Origin of the sequence: Gordonia jinghuaiqii (assembly GCF_014041935.1) — a bacterium.
GTDB lineage: Bacteria > Actinomycetota > Actinomycetes > Mycobacteriales > Mycobacteriaceae > Gordonia > Gordonia jinghuaiqii.
In genome coordinates this window covers 644,288-662,804 of record NZ_CP059491.1, presented here as the reverse complement: position 1 = coordinate 662,804, position 18,517 = coordinate 644,288, and the positions used below count along the sequence as shown (strand labels likewise).

At 67.0% G+C, this 18,517-nt stretch carries 17 protein-coding genes; 1 reads left to right on the top strand and 16 read right to left on the bottom strand.

Going from position 1 to position 18,517, the window contains the following annotated elements; translation table 11 throughout:
* Positions 1–85 precede the first annotated feature (85 nt).
* The gene (locus H1R19_RS02870; RefSeq protein ID WP_219850520.1) at positions 86–742 is read left to right on the top strand and encodes a TetR family transcriptional regulator; all 657 of its coding nucleotides are present in this window, start codon (positions 86–88) and stop codon (positions 740–742) included.
* 39 nt (positions 743–781) lie between these two features.
* Here the strand turns inward: H1R19_RS02870 and H1R19_RS02865 are convergent, their stop codons facing one another.
* The 16 genes from H1R19_RS02865 to H1R19_RS02790 all read right to left on the bottom strand — a co-directional run bounded on the left by H1R19_RS02865 (position 782) and on the right by H1R19_RS02790 (position 18,513).
* Positions 782–1,762 carry a PDR/VanB family oxidoreductase gene (locus H1R19_RS02865; RefSeq protein ID WP_219850519.1) on the bottom strand — a complete coding sequence of 327 codons (981 nt, stop codon included), beginning with the start codon at positions 1,760–1,762 and terminating at the stop codon, positions 782–784.
* Between the two features lie 29 nt (positions 1,763–1,791).
* Complete coding sequence (locus H1R19_RS02860; RefSeq protein WP_219850518.1) at positions 1,792–2,778, bottom strand: GNAT family N-acetyltransferase; 987 nt, start codon at positions 2,776–2,778, stop codon at positions 1,792–1,794.
* Positions 2,775–5,168 (bottom strand): CaiB/BaiF CoA transferase family protein, encoded by a 2,394-nt coding sequence (locus H1R19_RS02855; protein ID WP_219850517.1) that lies wholly within the window; start codon positions 5,166–5,168, stop codon positions 2,775–2,777. The genes H1R19_RS02860 and H1R19_RS02855 overlap by 4 nt, the downstream gene beginning before the upstream one ends.
* A 25-nt stretch (positions 5,169–5,193) precedes the next feature.
* Positions 5,194–6,633 (bottom strand): aldehyde dehydrogenase, encoded by a 1,440-nt coding sequence (locus tag H1R19_RS02850; RefSeq protein ID WP_219850516.1) that lies wholly within the window; start codon positions 6,631–6,633, stop codon positions 5,194–5,196.
* A gap of 28 nt (positions 6,634–6,661) precedes the next feature.
* The gene (locus H1R19_RS02845; protein ID WP_219850515.1) at positions 6,662–7,846 is read right to left on the bottom strand and encodes a thiolase C-terminal domain-containing protein; all 1,185 of its coding nucleotides are present in this window, start codon (positions 7,844–7,846) and stop codon (positions 6,662–6,664) included.
* Positions 7,846–8,307, bottom strand: coding sequence for a Zn-ribbon domain-containing OB-fold protein (locus H1R19_RS02840; RefSeq protein ID WP_188329346.1), 462 nt, complete (start codon positions 8,305–8,307; stop codon positions 7,846–7,848). The genes H1R19_RS02845 and H1R19_RS02840 overlap by 1 nt, the downstream gene beginning before the upstream one ends.
* Entirely contained in the window at positions 8,304–8,618 is a 315-nt protein-coding gene (locus H1R19_RS02835; RefSeq protein ID WP_219850514.1) for a hypothetical protein, read from the bottom strand. The genes H1R19_RS02840 and H1R19_RS02835 overlap by 4 nt, the downstream gene beginning before the upstream one ends.
* A 69-nt stretch (positions 8,619–8,687) precedes the next feature.
* Positions 8,688–10,169 (bottom strand): acetyl-CoA acetyltransferase, encoded by a 1,482-nt coding sequence (locus H1R19_RS02830; protein ID WP_219850513.1) that lies wholly within the window; start codon positions 10,167–10,169, stop codon positions 8,688–8,690.
* 131 nt (positions 10,170–10,300) lie between these two features.
* On the bottom strand, positions 10,301–11,395 hold the full coding sequence (locus H1R19_RS02825) for an ABC transporter ATP-binding protein (protein WP_219850512.1): 1,095 nt from the start codon (positions 11,393–11,395) through the stop codon (positions 10,301–10,303).
* A gap of 27 nt (positions 11,396–11,422) precedes the next feature.
* A complete protein-coding gene (locus tag H1R19_RS02820) occupies positions 11,423–12,220 on the bottom strand; it encodes a hypothetical protein (RefSeq protein ID WP_244970849.1) in 798 nt (265 codons plus the stop codon).
* Between the two features lie 123 nt (positions 12,221–12,343).
* A complete protein-coding gene (locus tag H1R19_RS02815; RefSeq protein ID WP_219850511.1) occupies positions 12,344–13,300 on the bottom strand; it encodes an MlaD family protein in 957 nt (318 codons plus the stop codon).
* The gene (locus H1R19_RS02810; RefSeq protein WP_188331136.1) at positions 13,297–14,328 is read right to left on the bottom strand and encodes an MlaD family protein; all 1,032 of its coding nucleotides are present in this window, start codon (positions 14,326–14,328) and stop codon (positions 13,297–13,299) included. The genes H1R19_RS02815 and H1R19_RS02810 overlap by 4 nt, the downstream gene beginning before the upstream one ends.
* Positions 14,329–15,444, bottom strand: coding sequence for an MlaD family protein (locus tag H1R19_RS02805; RefSeq protein WP_188331135.1), 1,116 nt, complete (start codon positions 15,442–15,444; stop codon positions 14,329–14,331).
* On the bottom strand, positions 15,444–16,427 hold the full coding sequence (locus H1R19_RS02800; protein ID WP_188331134.1) for an MlaD family protein: 984 nt from the start codon (positions 16,425–16,427) through the stop codon (positions 15,444–15,446). Before H1R19_RS02800 ends, H1R19_RS02805 begins: the two co-directional genes overlap by 1 nt.
* The gene (locus H1R19_RS02795; protein ID WP_372632539.1) at positions 16,424–17,434 is read right to left on the bottom strand and encodes an MlaD family protein; all 1,011 of its coding nucleotides are present in this window, start codon (positions 17,432–17,434) and stop codon (positions 16,424–16,426) included. Before H1R19_RS02795 ends, H1R19_RS02800 begins: the two co-directional genes overlap by 4 nt.
* Positions 17,434–18,513: an MlaD family protein gene (locus tag H1R19_RS02790; protein WP_244970848.1), complete on the bottom strand. Its 1,080-nt coding sequence runs from the start codon at positions 18,511–18,513 to the stop codon at positions 17,434–17,436. Before H1R19_RS02790 ends, H1R19_RS02795 begins: the two co-directional genes overlap by 1 nt.
* Between the last annotated feature and the right edge of the window lie 4 nt (positions 18,514–18,517).

The following is an 18,517-nucleotide window of genomic DNA, read 5'->3' as shown; positions in this document are numbered from 1 at the left end:
CCGGCGACCCGGCGCCCACGTGGACATAGACTGGGCCCGAAACTACGCTTGTTAGGTCAGATGACCGGCGCCGAGAGGGGCAGAAATGGCACGGCCGTCCAAGCCGTTGATCAGTCGCGATGCCGCCGTGACGGCATCGATCGAGATCATCGACTCCGAAGGGCTCGACGCCTTCAGCCTCCCCAAGCTCGCCAAACACCTCGGGGTGCGCGCTCCGTCGCTGTACCACCACTTCGACGACAAGAACGAGATCCTCACCGAGGTCGCCCGCTACATCGCCGGTACCGCGGTCCGACGCCCCCGGATCAAACCCGGACCGGACTGGCCGGAGTTCTTCGTGAGCCTGGCGCTGAACTTCCGGCAGTCGATCCTCCGTCACCGCAACGCCGCGCCGGTTCTGCTGCAGTACCTGCCCCGCGACCTGTTCACCGCCACCTACGAGGACACCGCGAAGTTCCTGCTGGAGTCTGGAGTGCCGGTCGATCTCCATGTCCGCATCCTGGACGGCATGGAGACACTCGCCATCGGCGCGGTCCTCATGGAGGCGACGCGGCCGCCGCGTCCCCGTTCGGCGATCTTCCCCAACGTGTCGGCCGACTCGCAACCGCTTCTCGCAGAGGCGTTGTCGAAGAACGAGCTCACCCAGAAGCAGCTGTTCGAGACGATGGTCCGAAGCTTCCTGCACGGCATCATCCGGGACCACGGGCTCCCGGGGGCGGAGGGGCGCTTCTCTGCTCCCTGAGTAGCCCCGGAGCTTGCGGAGGGGCGTATCGAAGGGACGTCAGAGATCGAGCACCAGCCGCGCCGAGCAGCTGCGTGACACACACACCATCATGCAGTCGTTCGCGGCCTGTTCGTCGTCGTCGAGCACGGAATCCCGATGGTCCGGGACGCCCTCGAGAACCGGCTGTTCGCAGGTGCCGCAGGTGCCCTCGCGGCAGGAGAAGTCGACGTCGACGCCGTCCCGCAGCAGCGCGTCGAGCACCGTTTCGTGGGCCCCGACGGTGACCGTTCGTCCACTACGGTCGAGAACCACGTCGAATGTTGTTGCCTCTGAATCCGACCCCTCCGGCACGGCCTTGGGTGCGAAGCGTTCGAGGTGGAGTTCGATGCCGCTGCGAGACCCGCACTTGTCCTCGATCGCCGCCAGCAACGGTTCGGGACCGCAACAGTAGACGGCGGTGCCCGGGCTCGCCGCGTCGAGCGCTCCGTCGAGGTCGAGCAGACCGAACTCGTCCTGCGGTCTCACCCGGACGCGATCGGAATATCGTTGCGCCAGCACATCGGCGAAAGCCATTCCCGACGCGGTCCGACCGCCGTAGAGCAACGTCCACTCGGCACCCCGCGCGTCGACCTCGGCGATCATCGGCACCAGCGGGGTGATGCCGATGCCGCCGGCGACGAACAGATACGACGGCGCATCGACGAGCGGGAAGTTGTTCCGGGGTCCCTTGACCGCGATCAGGTCCCCGACCGAAACGTCCTCGTGCACACTTTGCGAACCGCCGCGACTCGCCGGTTCGCGGAGAACCGCCACCCGGAGACAGCTTCGGTCGTACGCGTCACCGCACAGGGAGTACTGGCGGATCAGGCTCTCGCCGAGTACCAGGTCGAGGTGGGCACCCGGGGACCACTCCGGCAGATCGCCGCCGTCGGGCTCGGCGAGGACGAGTGACACGACCCCCTCGGCCGCAACCTCTTTCGCAACCACGCGCAGCTTGTGGTTGTCGAGCGCGGCTGCCTCGGTCCGGTTGTCGTTCATCAAGGCCTTCTCACATATCGGAAGTCGTGTCAGCGAAACGTCGGCGGCGGGCTCGAGCTCTCGCCGAGCTGGTAGCAGGAGTGCACATCTTCCTGCTCGTAGCCGAGCAACCTGCACATCCGGACCGCCCCCGCATCGTCGGGATCGATTCGTAGCGTGGACACCTTGACGCCGGCGTCGAGTTGGTGCCAGAGCGCACCGAGCAACAGGGCGGTCCCGATGCCTCCGCCCCGCGCGGCCGAGGTGAGCACCAGCGCGTCGACCGGTGCGGCACGCAGTTCGAGGTGGCGGCGATGCTCGGTCGAGAACCACACGAACCCGAGAACTTCCCCGTCCTCGTTCCGCGCGTCGACGACCAGCCCGCCACCGAGGCGCAGGTCGTCGGAGATGCGATCACGATGCCGCGGTGCGAGTTCCGAGGACGCGAGGACGCCGGCGATCACCTGATCGTCGGCGGCGAGCTCCCGTGGCTCGGCGACGCTGACCCCGGCCGGGACCTCGGGCTTGTCGAGCGGCAGCGCGAAGGGGCCGGTCAGGTGCCGGACCAGCGTCCACTGGCGGCTGACCGCCGGTATCCCGAAGCGGCGCGTGAGGCGTCCCGACGCGGGGTGCGTCGAATACGCCCAGCAGCGAAGTGCTCTGGCCCCGGTGTGGTCCCAGCCGGCCACTCCGTCGGTCTCGAGACCGATCTCCTCGACGAGCAGTGTGGTGATGCCCCGGGACCGATACTCGGGGTGGACCACATAGGCGACGGTGCCCAGCCCGTCGGCGTCGACCGCAAGATGCAGGTACGCCACGATCACCATCGGGGCATCGTCGAGCGGGCTGAGGTCGCGCCGCGCCTTGATGGGCAGGTGCGCGACGGTGCGGCTGCCGTCACCGACCTCCCGGACGGTGGTGGGATCGATATGCGAGAACCCTGCCTCCTCGTCGTATTCGGCTGCTGCAGTGACGAGTTCGATCACTTCGTCGAGCTCGTCACCCTCGAGGCGAGGCCGCCATTCATACGTGATCATCGTGCACTCTCCTCGAGTGGCTGGAGGATACCGGCGGCGACGCATCGCTCGTACTCGGCTTCGTCGAGGCCGAGCAACCCGACCGCGACCTCATGCGTGTCGGCACCGGGCAGGGGTGCCGGGTGCAGCGGCGCATCGGGGATCGACGTGAACCGTGCGACACGCACCGCCGTGGGCAGCGGCGCCGGGAGCAACGGATGTTCGAGCGAGGTGTAGGCATCCCGCGCCACCAGATGGGGGTCGGTCAGCAACTCGGGTAGGCGGACCATCGCACCGGCGGGGACGCCTGCCTCCTGGAGTGCGGTCATCGCCTCGGTGGGCGTCCGCTCCGACAACCATTCCGTCAGGACCTTGTCCGCCTCGTCCCGATTCTCGATCCGCCTGTCCGCGAGCCCGAATCGGACGTCCTCGGCAAGATCGTCACGCCCGATGACACGGGTGAGGTTGCGCCAGTCACGATCGTCGCGGACCGCGACCACGCACCACTCGTCGTCGCCGGTACACGGGTACACGCCGGCCGGTGCGGCGAACGGATCGGTGTTACCCACGGCCGACACCGATCCCGGTGCCAACGATTCGCGGACGAGCTGGCCCCCGAGCGCGACGAGAGCCGTATCGGCCTGTGCCACCTCGATCTCGGCACCGCGTCCGTGCGCCAGCCGGGCGATCAGGGCGGCGAGCACGGCCACCGCGGCCACCTGTCCGCCGATGTGGTCGGGGTACACCGTCGAGCCGTCGCTCAGTCCCGTGTCGGAGCCGGAATACCGCCACAGCGCCGAGACGCCGCAGGCCGCACGTACGAGAGGACCGTAGCCGAGTCGGGTGTTCCACGGGCCGGTGCTACCGAAGGCGCTGCCGTCGGAGACGATGATGCGCGGATTGATCTCGCGCAGTTCTTCATAGCCGATCCCCATCGAGTCGAGGGTCCCGGGTTTGAAGTTGGCGAGGACCACGTCGGCGTCCGCGGCGAGCTGCCGGAACAGCTTTCGGCCCTCGTCGGTACGGAGGTTCACACCCAGAGAGCGGCGGTTGCGGTGACCCCAGGCGACCGACGCGGCGAGCGAGGACGCCTTCTTCGACTGCCGCAGACCATCCGGGAAGTCTCGGTTCTCGACCTTGATCACGTCGGCGCCGTGGTCGGCGAACTGCCGTCCGAGTTCGGCCCCGAACACCACGACCCCGAGATCGAGCACGCGCAGTCCGGTGAACGGATGGGTGCCGGGCTCGCCCGCGTCCGGTGTGAGATCGCGGGCGTCGGTCGTACCGGACCAAGCGTCCACGACCTCGACCGCCTGCGCATGGTGCCGGAATCCCGCTCGCTGTCCATCGATCTTGACGTAGCCCGACGGGATGCGGGCCGTGACACCGGGTGCGAGCTCGGCGTCGACGAGTGTCCCGGCGGCGGCGAAGTGGTCGTTGTCGAGCACCTCGGAGGGACGCAGCACGCCGCCGATCGGAATGCCGCGCACGGCACCCTCGGCGACCAGCTCGTCGCGCGTGTGTCCGGCGAACAGTTCCTCGATCAGCGGATGCAGGCGGTCCGCGGCCGCGAAACGTGCCGGGATGGTGTCGAAGGCGGGATCAGCGAATTCGGCGGGCTCGCCGAGCCAGGAGAACATGGCGCGCCACTGACGCTTCGCCAGCAGGCAGATCCGCACCTGTCCGTCCGCACAGCGCAGCACCGGGTAGAAGTTCGCGGCGTCGGGGCGGCCGCGCGGGAAGTCGTCGCGGCGACCCGCCGCGGCCGAGCCCTGCACACCGAAGCCGGGATCGAAACCGTGGACCACCGCCTCGAACGCCGAGATGTCGACGAGTTGTCCACGGCCGGTGCGCAAGCGGTCGTAGTACGCGAGCAGCGCCGACCAGGCCGCGTGCACCCCCACCGACTGTTCGACGAGTCCGGCCGGGGGCAGCAGCGGCTCCCGGCCCGGCTCGCCGGACCGCGACAGCACTCCGCTCATCGCGTAGATCACCGATTCGGTTGCGGCCCAATCGCTATAGGGGCCGGTCTGACCGAATCCGCTGATCGAGACGGCGACGAGTTCACGGTGGCGATCCAGGTGCTCGGTCGGCGACAGTCCCAGTCCGGCAGGCGATCCGGGCGGTGTGGTCTCGATGAGGATGTCCGCATCCCCGACCAGATCGACGAATCGGGACCTGTCGGCGTCGGAATCGAGGTCCAGCACGACGACCCGCTTGTTCGCGTTGTTCAGTGCGAAGGGAATGCTGATCCCGGACTCGATCGGCTCGTTTCGACGCGACGCCGAACCCCCCGGAGGTTCGACACGGATCACCTCGGCGCCCAGGTCGGCGAGGAACCGTCCGCACGACTCGCCGAGACCATCGGTCACGTCGACGACCCGTACTCCGTTGAGGGGCAGACCCAACATGTCACTCCTGTCGAAACTCAGATGATCAGCGGGTGGCGAAATACACCGATTTGGGGGCGAGGTAGGGCGCGAGGCCCTCCGGCCCGAGTTCGCGTCCGAGACCCGACGCCTTCACGCCGCCGAACGGTGCGGTGAGCTCGAGGGCGTAGTGGTTGACGCCGACGGTCCCCGTCCTGATCCGGCGGGCCAGTTCGAGGCCGCGCCCCTCGTCCGTCGTCCACACCGTGCCGCCGAGTCCGTACACGGAGTCGTTGGCGATGCGCACCGCGTCGTCGATGTCGGAGTACTCGGTGATCGTCAGCACCGGACCGAAGATCTCCTCCTGCGCGATGGACGCAGAATTGTCGACGCCGACGAACACCGTCGGTTCGACGAACCAACCCTGCGGGAGATCGCCGGGAACACCGCCCCCCGTCGTGATCTGGTAACCGTCGGCCCGGCCCGCCCCGATGTGGCCGAGGACCCGGTCGCGCTGTGCAGCGCTGACGAGCGGACCGATGGCGGTCGTCTTGTCGAGCGGGTCACCGACGCGTAGAGCGCGGACGGTCTCGGTGACCGCGTCGACGACCTCGCCGTAGCGTGACCGCGGGGCCAGAATTCTTGTGCTGGCGTGGCAGGTCTGCCCGTTGTTCACGAGCGACACCTCCAGCAGGTGACCGGCGAACACATCCAGATCGGCGTCGTCGGCGACGATGGCGGCCGACTTCCCGCCGAGCTCCAGGGTCACCGGACGCAACAGGCGGCCGCACACCTCTCCGATCGCACGTCCGGCGGCGGTCGACCCGGTGAACGCCACCTTGTCGACGCCCGAGTGCTCGACGAGGTGCGCTCCGGCCTCACGGCCGCCCGGGACGACGTTGAGCACACCGGCAGGCAGACCGGCTTCCTGTGCCGCGTCGGCGAAAACGAAAGCGTCGAGCGCGGTTTCGGGTGCGGGCTTGAGGACGACCGTGCAACCCGCCGCGAGGGCGGGCGCGATCTTCATCGCGGCGAGCGGCTGCGGGTAGTTCCACGGCGTGATCGCCGCGACCACCCCGACCGGCTCACTACGGACGACGGTACGACCGCCCAACGCACCGGGTCGCACCTCTTCGTCCTCCGCGGCCCGGATCAGGCCCGCGTAGTAGGAGAGCATCGCCGCGGGACCGTAGCCGTTCGTCGGCTTCGCCAGGCTGATGGGCATCCCGTTCTCGCGACTGACCAGCTCGGCGGTGTCGCGGGCCCGGGCGGTCATCGCCGCGGCGAACCGGTCGAGGACATCGGCGCGCTCGGCCCTGCTCATCGATCCCCACGGCCCGTCGAGCGCGGCCCGTGCGGCCGCGACGGCGGCATCGATGTCCGCGGTCCCCGCCATGGCACTACGGCCGAGCACCTTCTCGGTGGCGGCCTCGATGACGTCGCCGTACTCCCCCGACGACGGCGGAGCCCAGTTCCCGTCGATGAACAGCTCGTTGCGATCCAACATGATGACCCTTCGGTGTCTGCGTGCCTGGCTAGAGCGTGTCTTCGTGGCCGAACAACACCGAGCTGACCAGCGGCGCCATCGGACCCCCGATGAAGAGCGAGCACTTGGCGTCGGAGACCTGGTTGGTCGAGGTGCCGCGGATCTGGCGCACGGCCTCCGCCGCGAGGTTCAGACCGTTGATGAACGAGTCCGCCAGGTTGCCGCCGCTGGTGTTCACCGGGAGCTTCCCGTGTGGTGCGGTCAGGTTCTCCACCGTCATGACCGTGCCTGCCGCTTCTCCGGGCGGACACAGGCGATGGTCGATGAGTGCCGCGACCGCCGGGCCGCTGAAGTTCTCGTAGACCTGCACGACGTCGACGTCGTCGGGGACGATCCCCGCGGAAGACCAGAGACGTTCGGCGACACCGGGTTTGCCGTTGTTCGCCGGGCCGAAACCGGCGGTCGAGTACTGCTCGTCGTTGTCGACGCGCTCGCAGTAGCCTCCCGGCGCGCCCTGCGCACCGGCGATGACATACGCCGGGTCGGAACGGAGTTCGCGTGCCCGGTCGGCGGAGACCAGGACGAGTGCCACCGCACCGTCACTCTCCCGCGAGCAGTCGTACAGATGGAACGGTTCGGCGATGAGCCTCGACGATTCGTAGGTCTCCTCGTCGAGCGGTCGACCGTGCCCCTGGGCCGTGGGGTTCTGTTGCGCGTGCTGATACGCCGCCAGCACGAGCGAGCGCATCGCCGATCGCGGAACCCCGTCGTGCTCGAGCATCCGCTGCGTCCGCATCGCACAGATCTGTGCGGGCGAGCCGACGCCGTGCGCCAGGAAGTGCGGGCCGTAGTGGTACTTGGCGTAGCCGAGTCGTCCGGTGTCGGCCTGCGACATGGCGCGGTACACGACGACGCAGTCCGCCTGCCCCGACGTGATCGCAACGGCCGCGTTGGTGATGGCCGCGGCCACGCTGCCTCCACCGCCGCCCCACATCATGTTCGACCACCGCAGCTCGTCGACCATCAGAGCCGCGCCGAGGATGGGGCCGTCGTTGGAACCGCCTGCGTACGAGACGAACCCGTCGATCTCCCGAGGCGATACCCCGGCGTCGGCACACGCATCGAGGATGGCCTTGATGGTCATCTGCTGCTCGGTCATCGGCGATTGGCCACGCTTGTAATGCATTTCGGCGACCCCGACGACGGCGGTCGCGCCGCGAATCGATCCGGACATCAGCGTCCTCCCCGCATCGAATCGGCTGCGGCCGAATCGTTCCGGCGCCACCTCAGCAGCGGCCAGGGTTCGCCTTCCTTGTGCTCGAAGACACCGATGACGGACTCACCGATCCTCGGCGTCCGCTCCACATCGTCGACGAGCAGGCCGAGGACACGGCGGCCACCGGCGTCGGCGAGTTCGACGAGAACGCTGATGTAGGGCATCCGGTCGGAGAGTTCCTCGATGTACGGATACCAGCTCCGACTCCAGCTGTAGACGGTGCCGACCGGTTCGACGCTGCGCCATTCGAGGTCGAAGCCGTGGCAGTTGCTGCACACCGACTGCGGGCTCCAGATCCAGGTCCGACACGTGCCGCAACACTGCAGACGCAGTTCACCTGCGAGGAGACCCTCCCAGTACGGTGCGTCGATACCATCCACAGCAGGACCCCACGGGACGTCGGTCGTCGTGGCGGTCATGCCCCATCACCCGGCGGGAAGTTCTCCAGGGCGGCGGCCAGCCAGGTGCCGTCGCGGCGTTCCCAGACCGAGCGGAGCCCGACCCGACGGCCGTCGAATGTGTAGACGGCCTCGCCGATCATCCGGTCGCCATCCGCACGGACACCGACGATTCGATGGTCCTCGATCGCGCCACGGGGCACGTCGACGCCCTCGAACACGGTCGGGAGGTTCTCCTGGACCATCTCCGCCAACGCGGATTTCATGTCTCCGGCGGCGACGTGGCCGACGTGCTGCGCATAGCGCGCACGAAAGTCATCGATCTCGCTCATCGCGTCTCTCCTTCACCGCCGGATGCCCGGCGTCTGTGCAATAAACCTTACGTCGTTAGGTATGTCGGGTCAATCGAGCCGGGCCGTCCCGGACTCCTCGACCCGCAGCGAGCGGCCGGCCATCTCGGCGTCGGCGAACTCGTCGAGGTCCCCCCGGTCGGTGACCACCGCCAGCGTCCGCGCACCGCCCGGCACCCGCGCCGCGACAAACGCCTTGTCGGGCTCACCCTCCCGGCCGAAAGCGACTGTCCAGGATTCGATCTCGGCTCCACCGTGATGGGTTTCGGCCACCGCCGTCGTGGGCTCGGCGTCCACCTCGGCCTGGACGTTCTCACGCCGGAAGCCGCCTTCCGGAGGCTCGGTGCTGTACACGCCGAAGGCGTGCTTGGTGAGGTACCCGCTGTTCGCGGTCACCAGACCGTAGGTGCCCGGCGATTCCCGCAGCCGCGACGCCACCGTGGCGATGGCGTGCGTGCTGTAGTTGTTCCACGGTCCACCGGCGAAGGTGAGGCCACCGGTGCAGGTGAGGGGTCGCTGAGTACCACTCGGATCGAGCCCCAGCTCGATGGCGGCCACCTGCACCGCGGACGGGAAGCAGGAGTAGATGTCCAGGAACGAGACGTCGTCGATCCCCAGGCGGGCCAGTTCCAGGGCGCGGTGTGCGCCGATCCTGATCGCCGCCGACCGGTCGAGCGCTCCGCGTGCCGCGACGGCGTCGGTATCCTTCGATTCGGTACCGCTGTGCGGGAACACCCATTCCGAGCGAGGCACACCGAGTCGCTCCGCGGCCCCGGCCGAGCACAGGATCAGGGCGGCGCCCTGGTCGACCATGTTGTTGGAGTTGAGCAACTTCAGGTAGGGAGTCGAGATCCAGCGGTTGTTCTCCGACGCCGTCGCCAGTTCGGTGGCGACGTAGGACCGCTGCGTCCAGGCGTACGGGTTCGTCGTGGCCACCTCACTGAACGACGACCAGAGCGCGCCGAGGTGCTGAGCATGCTCGACGATGCCCCGACCGGCCGAGATCCTCAGCGCCTGCTCGAACAGCGGATAGACGAACGACGGGCGGTCCAGCCCGATCCGACGCTCGCTCTCGGCCTCCATGGGCACGTCGGGCACGACGATCTCGGCCGGCGGCACCGAGTCGTCCTGCCTGGTCCACGCCGGACGCTCACCCCTGGCACGCAACTTCATCCGCGTCCGCCAGGACTCCGCACCGCCGATCAGGATGACGTCGGCCCGTCCCGCGGCGATGTCCTCGGCGGCGTCGTTGACCAGCACCTGTGGAGTACTGCCACCGTTGCCCGTGTAACCGGTGCGCTTCGGTGTCGCGCCGATGCGGTTCGCCACGAGCGCACCGGGATCGCGGTAGCGCCAGGAGAGCAAACCCACCACACGCACCGCGTCGACGACCTCGAGCAGCTTGGGCGCGCCGGCCTGCGCTGCGGCCTCTCGTGCGGCACGCACGATCAGATCGACGGGTTCGACCCCACCGTCTCGTTCGTTCACCTGCCCACCCCCCACGAGGACAGGTGTACGGGGATCAATTCTCATGAACGATTCGCCTCCACTTCAGGCATGGGTACTCGTGAGGAGTTCACGGCCCGGCACGGAACCTAAAACCTAACATCTATAGGTAGCGGGCGTGCGCGGGCCGCGACGACGACGCTGCGCCGGACGCGCTCTCAGACCCGGGGCAGGACCTGAGTGGGTCCGTCCTGCCAGTCCCGCCCCCTCGGCCCGGCGACGCCGCCGGCCACATCCGCCGCATGGGCGTCGCCCTCGGCACGGATGCGGTCCTCTTCCTCCATGCTGCGGCGGACCGCTTCCTGCGCGTGCGGCGGGAGCTCCGGCAGCAGTGCGTGCACCCGCTCGCGGTGGCGGGCGACGGCCTTGCGTTCGGGCATACCAGGATTGGGCTGCACCTGCGGGATGATCTCGGTGAAGTCCTCCTTGGTACCGCCACCGGAGATACCCGCAGCCTGCATCGCAGCCTCCTGCGCGGCAACCGCGTCGTCCTTCTCCTCCGACATACCGATCGGACCGAACCGGTCACCGGAGAGGAACTGCTTGACCACCGGCTGCTCCGAGGTCAACAGCTGCTCACGCGGACCGAACATCACCAGCTCCTTGCGGAACAACATGCCGATGTTGTCCGGGATGGTCCGGGCGATGTTGATGTTGTGCGTCACGATCAGGATCGTCGCGTCGATCTGCGCGTTGATGTCGATCAACAACTGCGAGATGTAGGCCGTACGCACCGGATCCAGACCCGAGTCCGGCTCGTCGCACAGGATGATCTGCGGATCCAGCACCAACGCCCGCGCCAGGCCGGCACGCTTGCGCATACCACCGGAGATCTCACCGGGAAGCTTGTCCTCGGCACCGGTCAAACCGACCAGGTCGATCTTCTCCATCACGATGTCGCGGACCTCGTTCTCCTTCTTCTTCGTGTGCTCACGAAGCGGGAACGCGATGTTGTCGAACAAACTCATCGAACCGAACAGCGCACCATCCTGGAACAGCACACCGAACAGCTTGCGGATCTCATAGAGCTCCTTGGCCGAACACTGCGTGATGTCGGTGCCATCGACGATCACCGAACCCTGCTCCGGATGCAGCAACCCGATCAACGTCTTCAGAAACACCGACTTACCGGTACCCGACGGACCCAGCAGCGCAGAGACCTCACCCTCCGGGAGTGTCAACGACACGTCCCGCCAAATGTTCTGGGAACCAAAAGACTTCGTCAGATTCTCGACACTGACCTCAACACCCATGGCGATTCACCTCCTCCTCAGTCGTGTTCAGTTGCCCGGGACCGCGGGTGCGGGCTGACCGGGTGCCTGCTGTGCCGGGGCCTGCTGTGCCGGGGCCTGCTGTGCCGGGGCCGGGGCTCCACCCTCGTTGGCGTCCAGGTTCGAGCCCGTGCTGCTGATGGCGGTGATGAGCCAGTCCTGACTCTTGTCCAGGGTCATCCGGTAGGTCGCCGTCGACTCGATGCCCGACGGTGCCTGCACGTTCTTGGTGCGCACGTTGACGAAGGCCACCACCTGGTAGGAGTCACCGTCGACCGATTCGACCTTCGCCGCAATGGGTTCCGCGGTCGATGACCACTGCAGCGGACGCAGCAGCTGTTCCATCTGGGTCGACGCCTGGCGCAGGCGTTCGGACAGTTCCGGCGAGGTCCCCTCGGTGAGGCGACTCCGCCAGTCCTCCGGGTTCTCGAAGCTCATGTTCGCGGCGCCCTGCGCGTAGTCGAGGGCGACCTGCTCTGCCTTCGCCTGATCCGCCGAGGCCGCCTTCAGGTCGTCGACCTCGTTCGAGGTGCTCCACAGCTGCCAGCCCATCAGCGCCAGGGCGGCCACCACCAGGACGGCGATCGCGCCCACGAGGACGGAGCGCAGCGACACCGAACGCCCGGCCAGACGGGACTTCGGCTCATGCGTCTTCGCAGCGGACTTCTTCGCAGCGGACTTCTTCTCGGCGGACTTCTTCGCAGCGGACTTCTCGTCAGCCGTCGTATCGGTGACGTTCTCTTCGACCACCGGATCGTCCGCGGCGGAGTCGGTCTGGTCGTTGGCGGGGCGAGCGTCGGTCTTCATGGGATTCTCATTTCAGATCAGGGGTTTCGACGTGGCTGCGGAGGATGACGGGGCTACGCCCGTCTGTGACATCGAGGCGACGGAGCCGAGGCTACGCCCGTCCCGCCTGTCTTCGACGCGGCATCATCGACCTCCCACCGGGATCTTGACGTCGATCGCTCCGGAATCCGTTGCGTTCAACAGGTTGTCGAGGAACCGGCCCATGTCGACGGTCCGCAGCGAGGCCGCACCGGACTGGGCCGCGGGCAACAGGTTGTCGCCGATGACCTTCAGATCCGCTCCGCTGTCATCGAGGAACTTCTGCAGAGCCGCCACGAGAGGCGATGCGCCAGTGGTGATGCCGGTGTACATCGGACCGCTCCAGTCGACGGCATCCTTGGTGCCTGATGCCATCGCCGAGAACCCCAGACCGAATCCCTCGAGGTTCGGCGCGGTCGCGCGCAGCAGGCCGGGGAGCGGTGTGGACCGCATCAGCAGCGGCTGCATCGTGGCCAGCAGCGTGGTGAGTTGATCGGCCTGCTGGATGAACTCGGACGTCAGGAGCCGTCCGGCGCGATTGAGGTCCTCGATGACCTCCATCCCGTCGGGCAGACCCAGGTCGAGTTCGGCGAACACCCGCTGAACCTTCTCCGGGTCGGTCTGGCCCAGCACCTCGGTCACCCGCTCGGAGAGTTCCTTGAACGTCGCCGAACTGGAGACGCTCTCGCCGTCGACCAGAGCGTTGTCCTGCAGGTACGGTCCGCCGGCCGTACTCGGCATGACGGCCACGTAGGCCTCGCCGAGCGCCGAGAGGTTGTCGACCCGGAACTCCGACTCCACCGGAACATTCTCCGATTCGTCGTAGTCCCAGGTGATCTGGGCTCCGTCCGCGGACTGCCGGATCGAGGTGACGTGCCCGATCTCGATACCGCGGAGCAGCACACGCGAACCGATGAGGATGCCGTTGGTGTCGGGGACGGTGATCGTCGCGTGCTTCGCCGACGGCGACTTGACGTGCAGTCCGACGTTGAGGATGTAGGCGATCGACAGGACGGCCAGCGCCAGCATGGCCACCACCGACACGCAGGTCTTCGTGATCATCGGATTGCTCCCAGCATGCTCAGCAGCAGCTTGGTGTCCCCGAGGAGCTGCTTCTTACCCGCCGTTCGCACCGAACCGCTGTCCGTGGCGGTGACGCGAACCGACGAGACGTTGACCGAGGGGTTCTTGGCGAACGGGATCAGCGTGTTCTCGAGGAACTTCGCCATCGCGGCGCCGGTGGACGGCGCCTGATCCCACATCCCGCGGCCGGCCTCGCCGGTGTCGGCGAGGGAGTTCAGCAGCGGCACGAGGAACAGCCCACCGGTGAACACCGACCCCACCGACGGGAGCAGCGTACTGATGTGGGCGACCAGCGATTTGGCCACGGTCTTCCAGTAGTGCAGGCCCTGATCGGAGAAGACGTGGTCGATCTGGACCCGGCTGTCGTCGAAGGACTGGGACACGGCGTTGAGCGAGTTGATCGTCCGCTCGAGCTCGTCGGTGTTCCGCGACAGGTCGTCGAGGTCCTTCGACACGATCGCCGCGAGCTTCCGGACATCGCCGACCGGCGGCATCGTGCGGTTCAGGGTCGCCATCGTGTCCTGGACCTTCTGGATGCTGCCGCCGTTGACGAAGTACGCCAGGACGGCGATGGTGTCCTCGAGCGGCGGAGGCGAGGTCGTCCGATCGACCGGGATGACGCTGCCTTCTCGGAGATACTCGCCGGAGCTGTCACGGGCCGGCGGTTCGATGGCGAGGTAGGTGTCGCCGAGGGGGGTGTTCTGCCGGATGATCGCGGACGAACCGGCCGGCACCGCACGGTCGTCGGTCAGTCCGACGACGACATCGATGCCATCGGGAGTGGGCTTCGTCGACTCCACGCGGCCGACCTGGATTCCGTTCATCATCACGTCGGCGCCGTCGGGGAGGTTCAGAACACTGGTGAACTGCAGGGTCACCCGGTAGTCGAGCGGCACGCTGCTCTTCACCGACGGAAGGCGATTCGGGCTCAGCGACGAGCATCCGGTCAGGCCGACGACGATCGCGCAGACCGCGATCGCCGCGACGAGGATTCGTTTCGCGCTCATCTAGAAACCAGCCTTCTGCAGCAGGATCGACAACGGATTGACCGAGGTGGTGCCCTTCTCCTGATCGCAGGCTCCGCCGAGGGCCTTGCACTCGGCCTTGCTGACCGTGACCTCGGGTACCTGATACGGCACGGACAATGCACCGGCGGCCGACTCCTGCTCGCGCATCGCCGCCGCGATCGACGGCGTGACGCCGAGGAGCTCGGAGAGTTCCGGCGCGCGCTGCGCACCGTAGGCGACGATGTCCTCGACCGGCCCGTGTAGCAGCGGCCACAGGATGTCGTCGCCGTAGTTGCGCTGGATGTCGTACAGAAGGGCGATGGTCCAGCCGACGCCCTGACAGAACCGGGCGACGTCGTAGAACAGCGTGGTGCCCAGCGCCGAGACGTTCGGCGCCTGGTTCATGATCGACATGATCTGATCCCAGTTACGCACCGCGGAGTCGGTGAGCGGGGCCATGTCCCGGATCGACGTACCGATGTCGGCGATGAACGAGTCCGGGTTCTGCGCCGCGCGCGCAGCATTCTCGAACATTTTCGCCGCCTGCGTCCCGGTCCCGGCGAACGCACGGTCGGCGCCTTCGAGAACCTTCTCGAGGTCGTCACCGCCGTCGTCCGACAGAGCCTTCAGGAAGTCCGACGCCGAGCCGGCGACCTCGGAGATGCTCTTGGGCGTGAAAGAGTTGTCGACACCGATGCATCCGCCCTCGACGAGTGTGGGCCCGCCCTGGTAGTTGCCGACGAGTTCCAGGCTGCGGTCGGCGAGCAGCGACTTGGATCTCGTCACCGCCTTGACGCCGGCGGGATACTTGCGACCCGGATCGAGCGAGAACGTCACGCGCACATGGCTTCCGCGGTTCTCGATCTTCCCGACCTCGCCCACCGGGATACCCATCTGCGTGACCGGGTTCCCCTTGTACAGACCGATCGTGTCCGGGATGTCGGCGCAGAAGCCGTCACCACCGGCCATGTCCGGACCGACATCACGTGCGGAGGCCGCGCTCAGCCCGACCGTCGTGATCACGGCGGCCACCGCCACGACCGTTCCGAACGCGATGGCGGCCCGGCGACGCTTGCCGGCACGGTCGGCCCCGAGGCCGGAGATGATGCCCCTCATCAGCAGTTCCTTCCCGGAATCGGAATGCACACGTTCTCGGTCCACAGCGCGCCGCCACCGATCTCGCGCATGCCCTGCGGAGTGATCCACTGCGCCAGCTGCTTCCGCGTGGAGACCAGGCCGTCGATGGCCGGCCCGAGCTGCTGCTGGAGCCGGATGATGGTGTCCTTCATCTGGTTCACGTGCTGGGCGACCAGATCACTGTGGCCGAGGTAGAAGCGCATGAACGGGGACAGCTTGTACAGCACGTTCGCGAACAGCTTGTAGGCGTAGTTGAAGCCCGCCGAATTCACGTGATAGGTGCTCACCACCATGTCTATCTTGCGAATCAGCTCGAAGACGAATTCACGGTTGCCGTTGAAGGTCTGGAGGTACTCCGCGGCCAGCCCGGCGATCTGATGGACCTGCCCGCGCTGTTTGTCGAAGACCTCGGTGACCGACTCCAGACCGTCGACGATGCCCCGCAGGGAGGTGTCGTTGGAGCCGAGCGCTTTCGCGACCTGGTCCAGGTTCGAGTTGACCTCTCCGGCGTCGACCTCGTCGGTGGTGCTCGGCACCGCCTGGATGATGTCGCCGATCGAGTAGGGCACGGTGACCCGTTCTGCCGGAATGGGTGTGGCCAGTTCTTCCCGCCCCATCGGGATCATCGTGATCGCGTAACCACCGACCGGCGTGAGCATCCGGACTTCGAGGCGGGTCCGGTCGCCGACGAAGATCTCCTCGTCGATCCTTGCCGTCACCGTGACCCGGTCCGGCGCAAGTGCCACCTCGCTGACCTTTCCGACACTGACGCCGGCGACGCGGACGTCTTCGCCCGGTTCGATCGCCGACGCGTCGGTCACCTCGAAGGTGATCGACTTCTGACCCGGCGGCCTCAGGTAGATGACCACGAGGGTGCCCAGCAGCGCTGCGACGACCAGCAGGACCACCGCGCCGATCACGCCGTCGTGTGTCGAGAACCGGTGCAGCCGGCTCTTCTTCATCGCTGGCACAGGACCACCTCACTACCACTCATGAGCACACGGACATCGGCGGGGAGCTGCGCACGCCCGTTCGTGCACTGCTTCGAGAACGACGCGCGGGTGTCGATCCCCCGCAGGCCGGCCAGTGCATTCGGCATGAGCTGGAACGAGTTCAGCGCCTCCTGCATCGACTTGAACGAGGTCTGGAGGAACTCGTCGACATTGAACTGCTCATTGATGCCCAACGCCACCAGGAGACGCTCGACGGGTTCGAACAGGGCCGGGCCGGCACTCGCCGTCACAGCGAACTCGTCGAGCACCGTCATCGCATTGCTGATGGGCAGGTCCACGGCCTCCAGGAACCCCATCACCTGAGGTGAACGGCCACCCATGGTGTCGGCGATGCGCGCGAGATTCGCGGTGAGGGTGGAGATCAGCTGCTGCCGGTTCTTCGCGTACTCCGCCAGTTTCTGGGTGCTGTCGAGCATCGGTCCGAGACCGGAACCGTCGCCCTGCAACAAGGCGATCGCGTTCTCGCTGAACTGGTTGACCTCGTCGGCGTCCATGGTCGTCAGCACCGGTTGGAGTCCGTTGAACAGACCGGTGATGTCGAAGGACGGCACGGTCTGGGAGGTCGGCGCGTGGCTGACCATCTGGCCGGGGGCGTCCCCCGGCCGGACATCGAGGTATCGCACGCCGGTGAGGTTCTGGTACTTGATCGCGAGCGTGGTGGTCGACGTCAGCTTCTGCTGGTCTTCCATCGTGAATTCGACTCGGGCAAAGGGCTTTCCGTCGGCATCGCGCTGCAGATCCACCGAGGTGATCTTGCCGATGCGCTTGCCGCGGAAGCGAACGTCACCGTTCTCGTGCAAGCCGGATGCGTCGGTGAAGTCGGCTCGGTACTTGATCACCTGGGCGTCGACGGGGTTGCGCATCGCGTTGATCACCAGGATGAACAACAGGACGGTGATCACCGCGACGACCGCGACCTTGATGCCGGCGAAGAGCGTGTTGCGTGAGGTCAGCATCAGTTGCCTCCGGTGCGCGGGCCGTCGACGACACCCATGCGGGCCAGCGGACCCGCGACGGCGGGCACGGTGTCGAGGAGCAGACGGATCTGCACGGTCTTGGCCTTCTCGTCGCCCTTGAACGTGTTGCGCAACTGTTCGATTGCCTTTCGTGTCTTTGCCATCGACGCACCGCTGCCGATCATCTGCGGCACCGGGTCGACCAGGTACTTGATCGAGGTGACCACCGGGGTCAGATCCGTGGCATGCGAGCCCAGCAGGGTGCCGATGGCACCGAACAGTCCGTCGGCGGCGACGGTGAGCGAGCGGTCCATCAGGTCGTGGTAGGCCTCGTCCACTCCGCGTGAACCATCAGGCAGCTTGTTGAGGACGTTGTTGCTGATCGCATCGAGGCTCTTCATCGCCTCCCGGTTGAAACCGGGAAAGGCCTCGGCGAGGTCGTTCATCTTGCCGAGCAGCGTGCTCGGCATCTGGCGCTGCGTACGCGCCACCTTGTCGGTGAAGATGATCGCGGTCTCGATCAGCGGCGACAGGCCGTTTGCATAGCGCATCACCTCGTCGAGGCTGTCGATCATGTCGCGGGTCAGCGTCCCGTCCACGACGATCGAGCTGCGTTCGATCATGGTCGACATGGTGAAATCCGGTGCGGCCTCACGGCGTACGGTCTGACCGCTGCGCAGGCTCTCCCCACCCGGCATCGCCACGAGATTGACCGCGGTGACACCGAAGTAGTTCTGCGGCCGGTAGTCGAGCTGGAATGAATCCGTGAGGCTGCCTGCGGCCTGCTCGTCGAGGACCACGTCGACGTGGACGACGCCGGGCTCGGTGGAGTCGATGCCCGTCACCTCGCCGACCTCGGCCCCGCGGAGCAGGACCCTGCTCCCGTTCTCGACGCCGGGTCCCAGTGCCGGGAGAACCAGGTGCAGATCGGTTCCCCGGGGCGCGGTCGCGCGGGGGTAGACCACCGCGAACACCGCGATGACGACCACCAACACCACCAGTGCCGAGAGACCGGCGGTGACGAGCGTCCGGGACTGGCCCCGGACATCTCCTCTGATGAAGTCCTGACTGCTGTTCACTGAC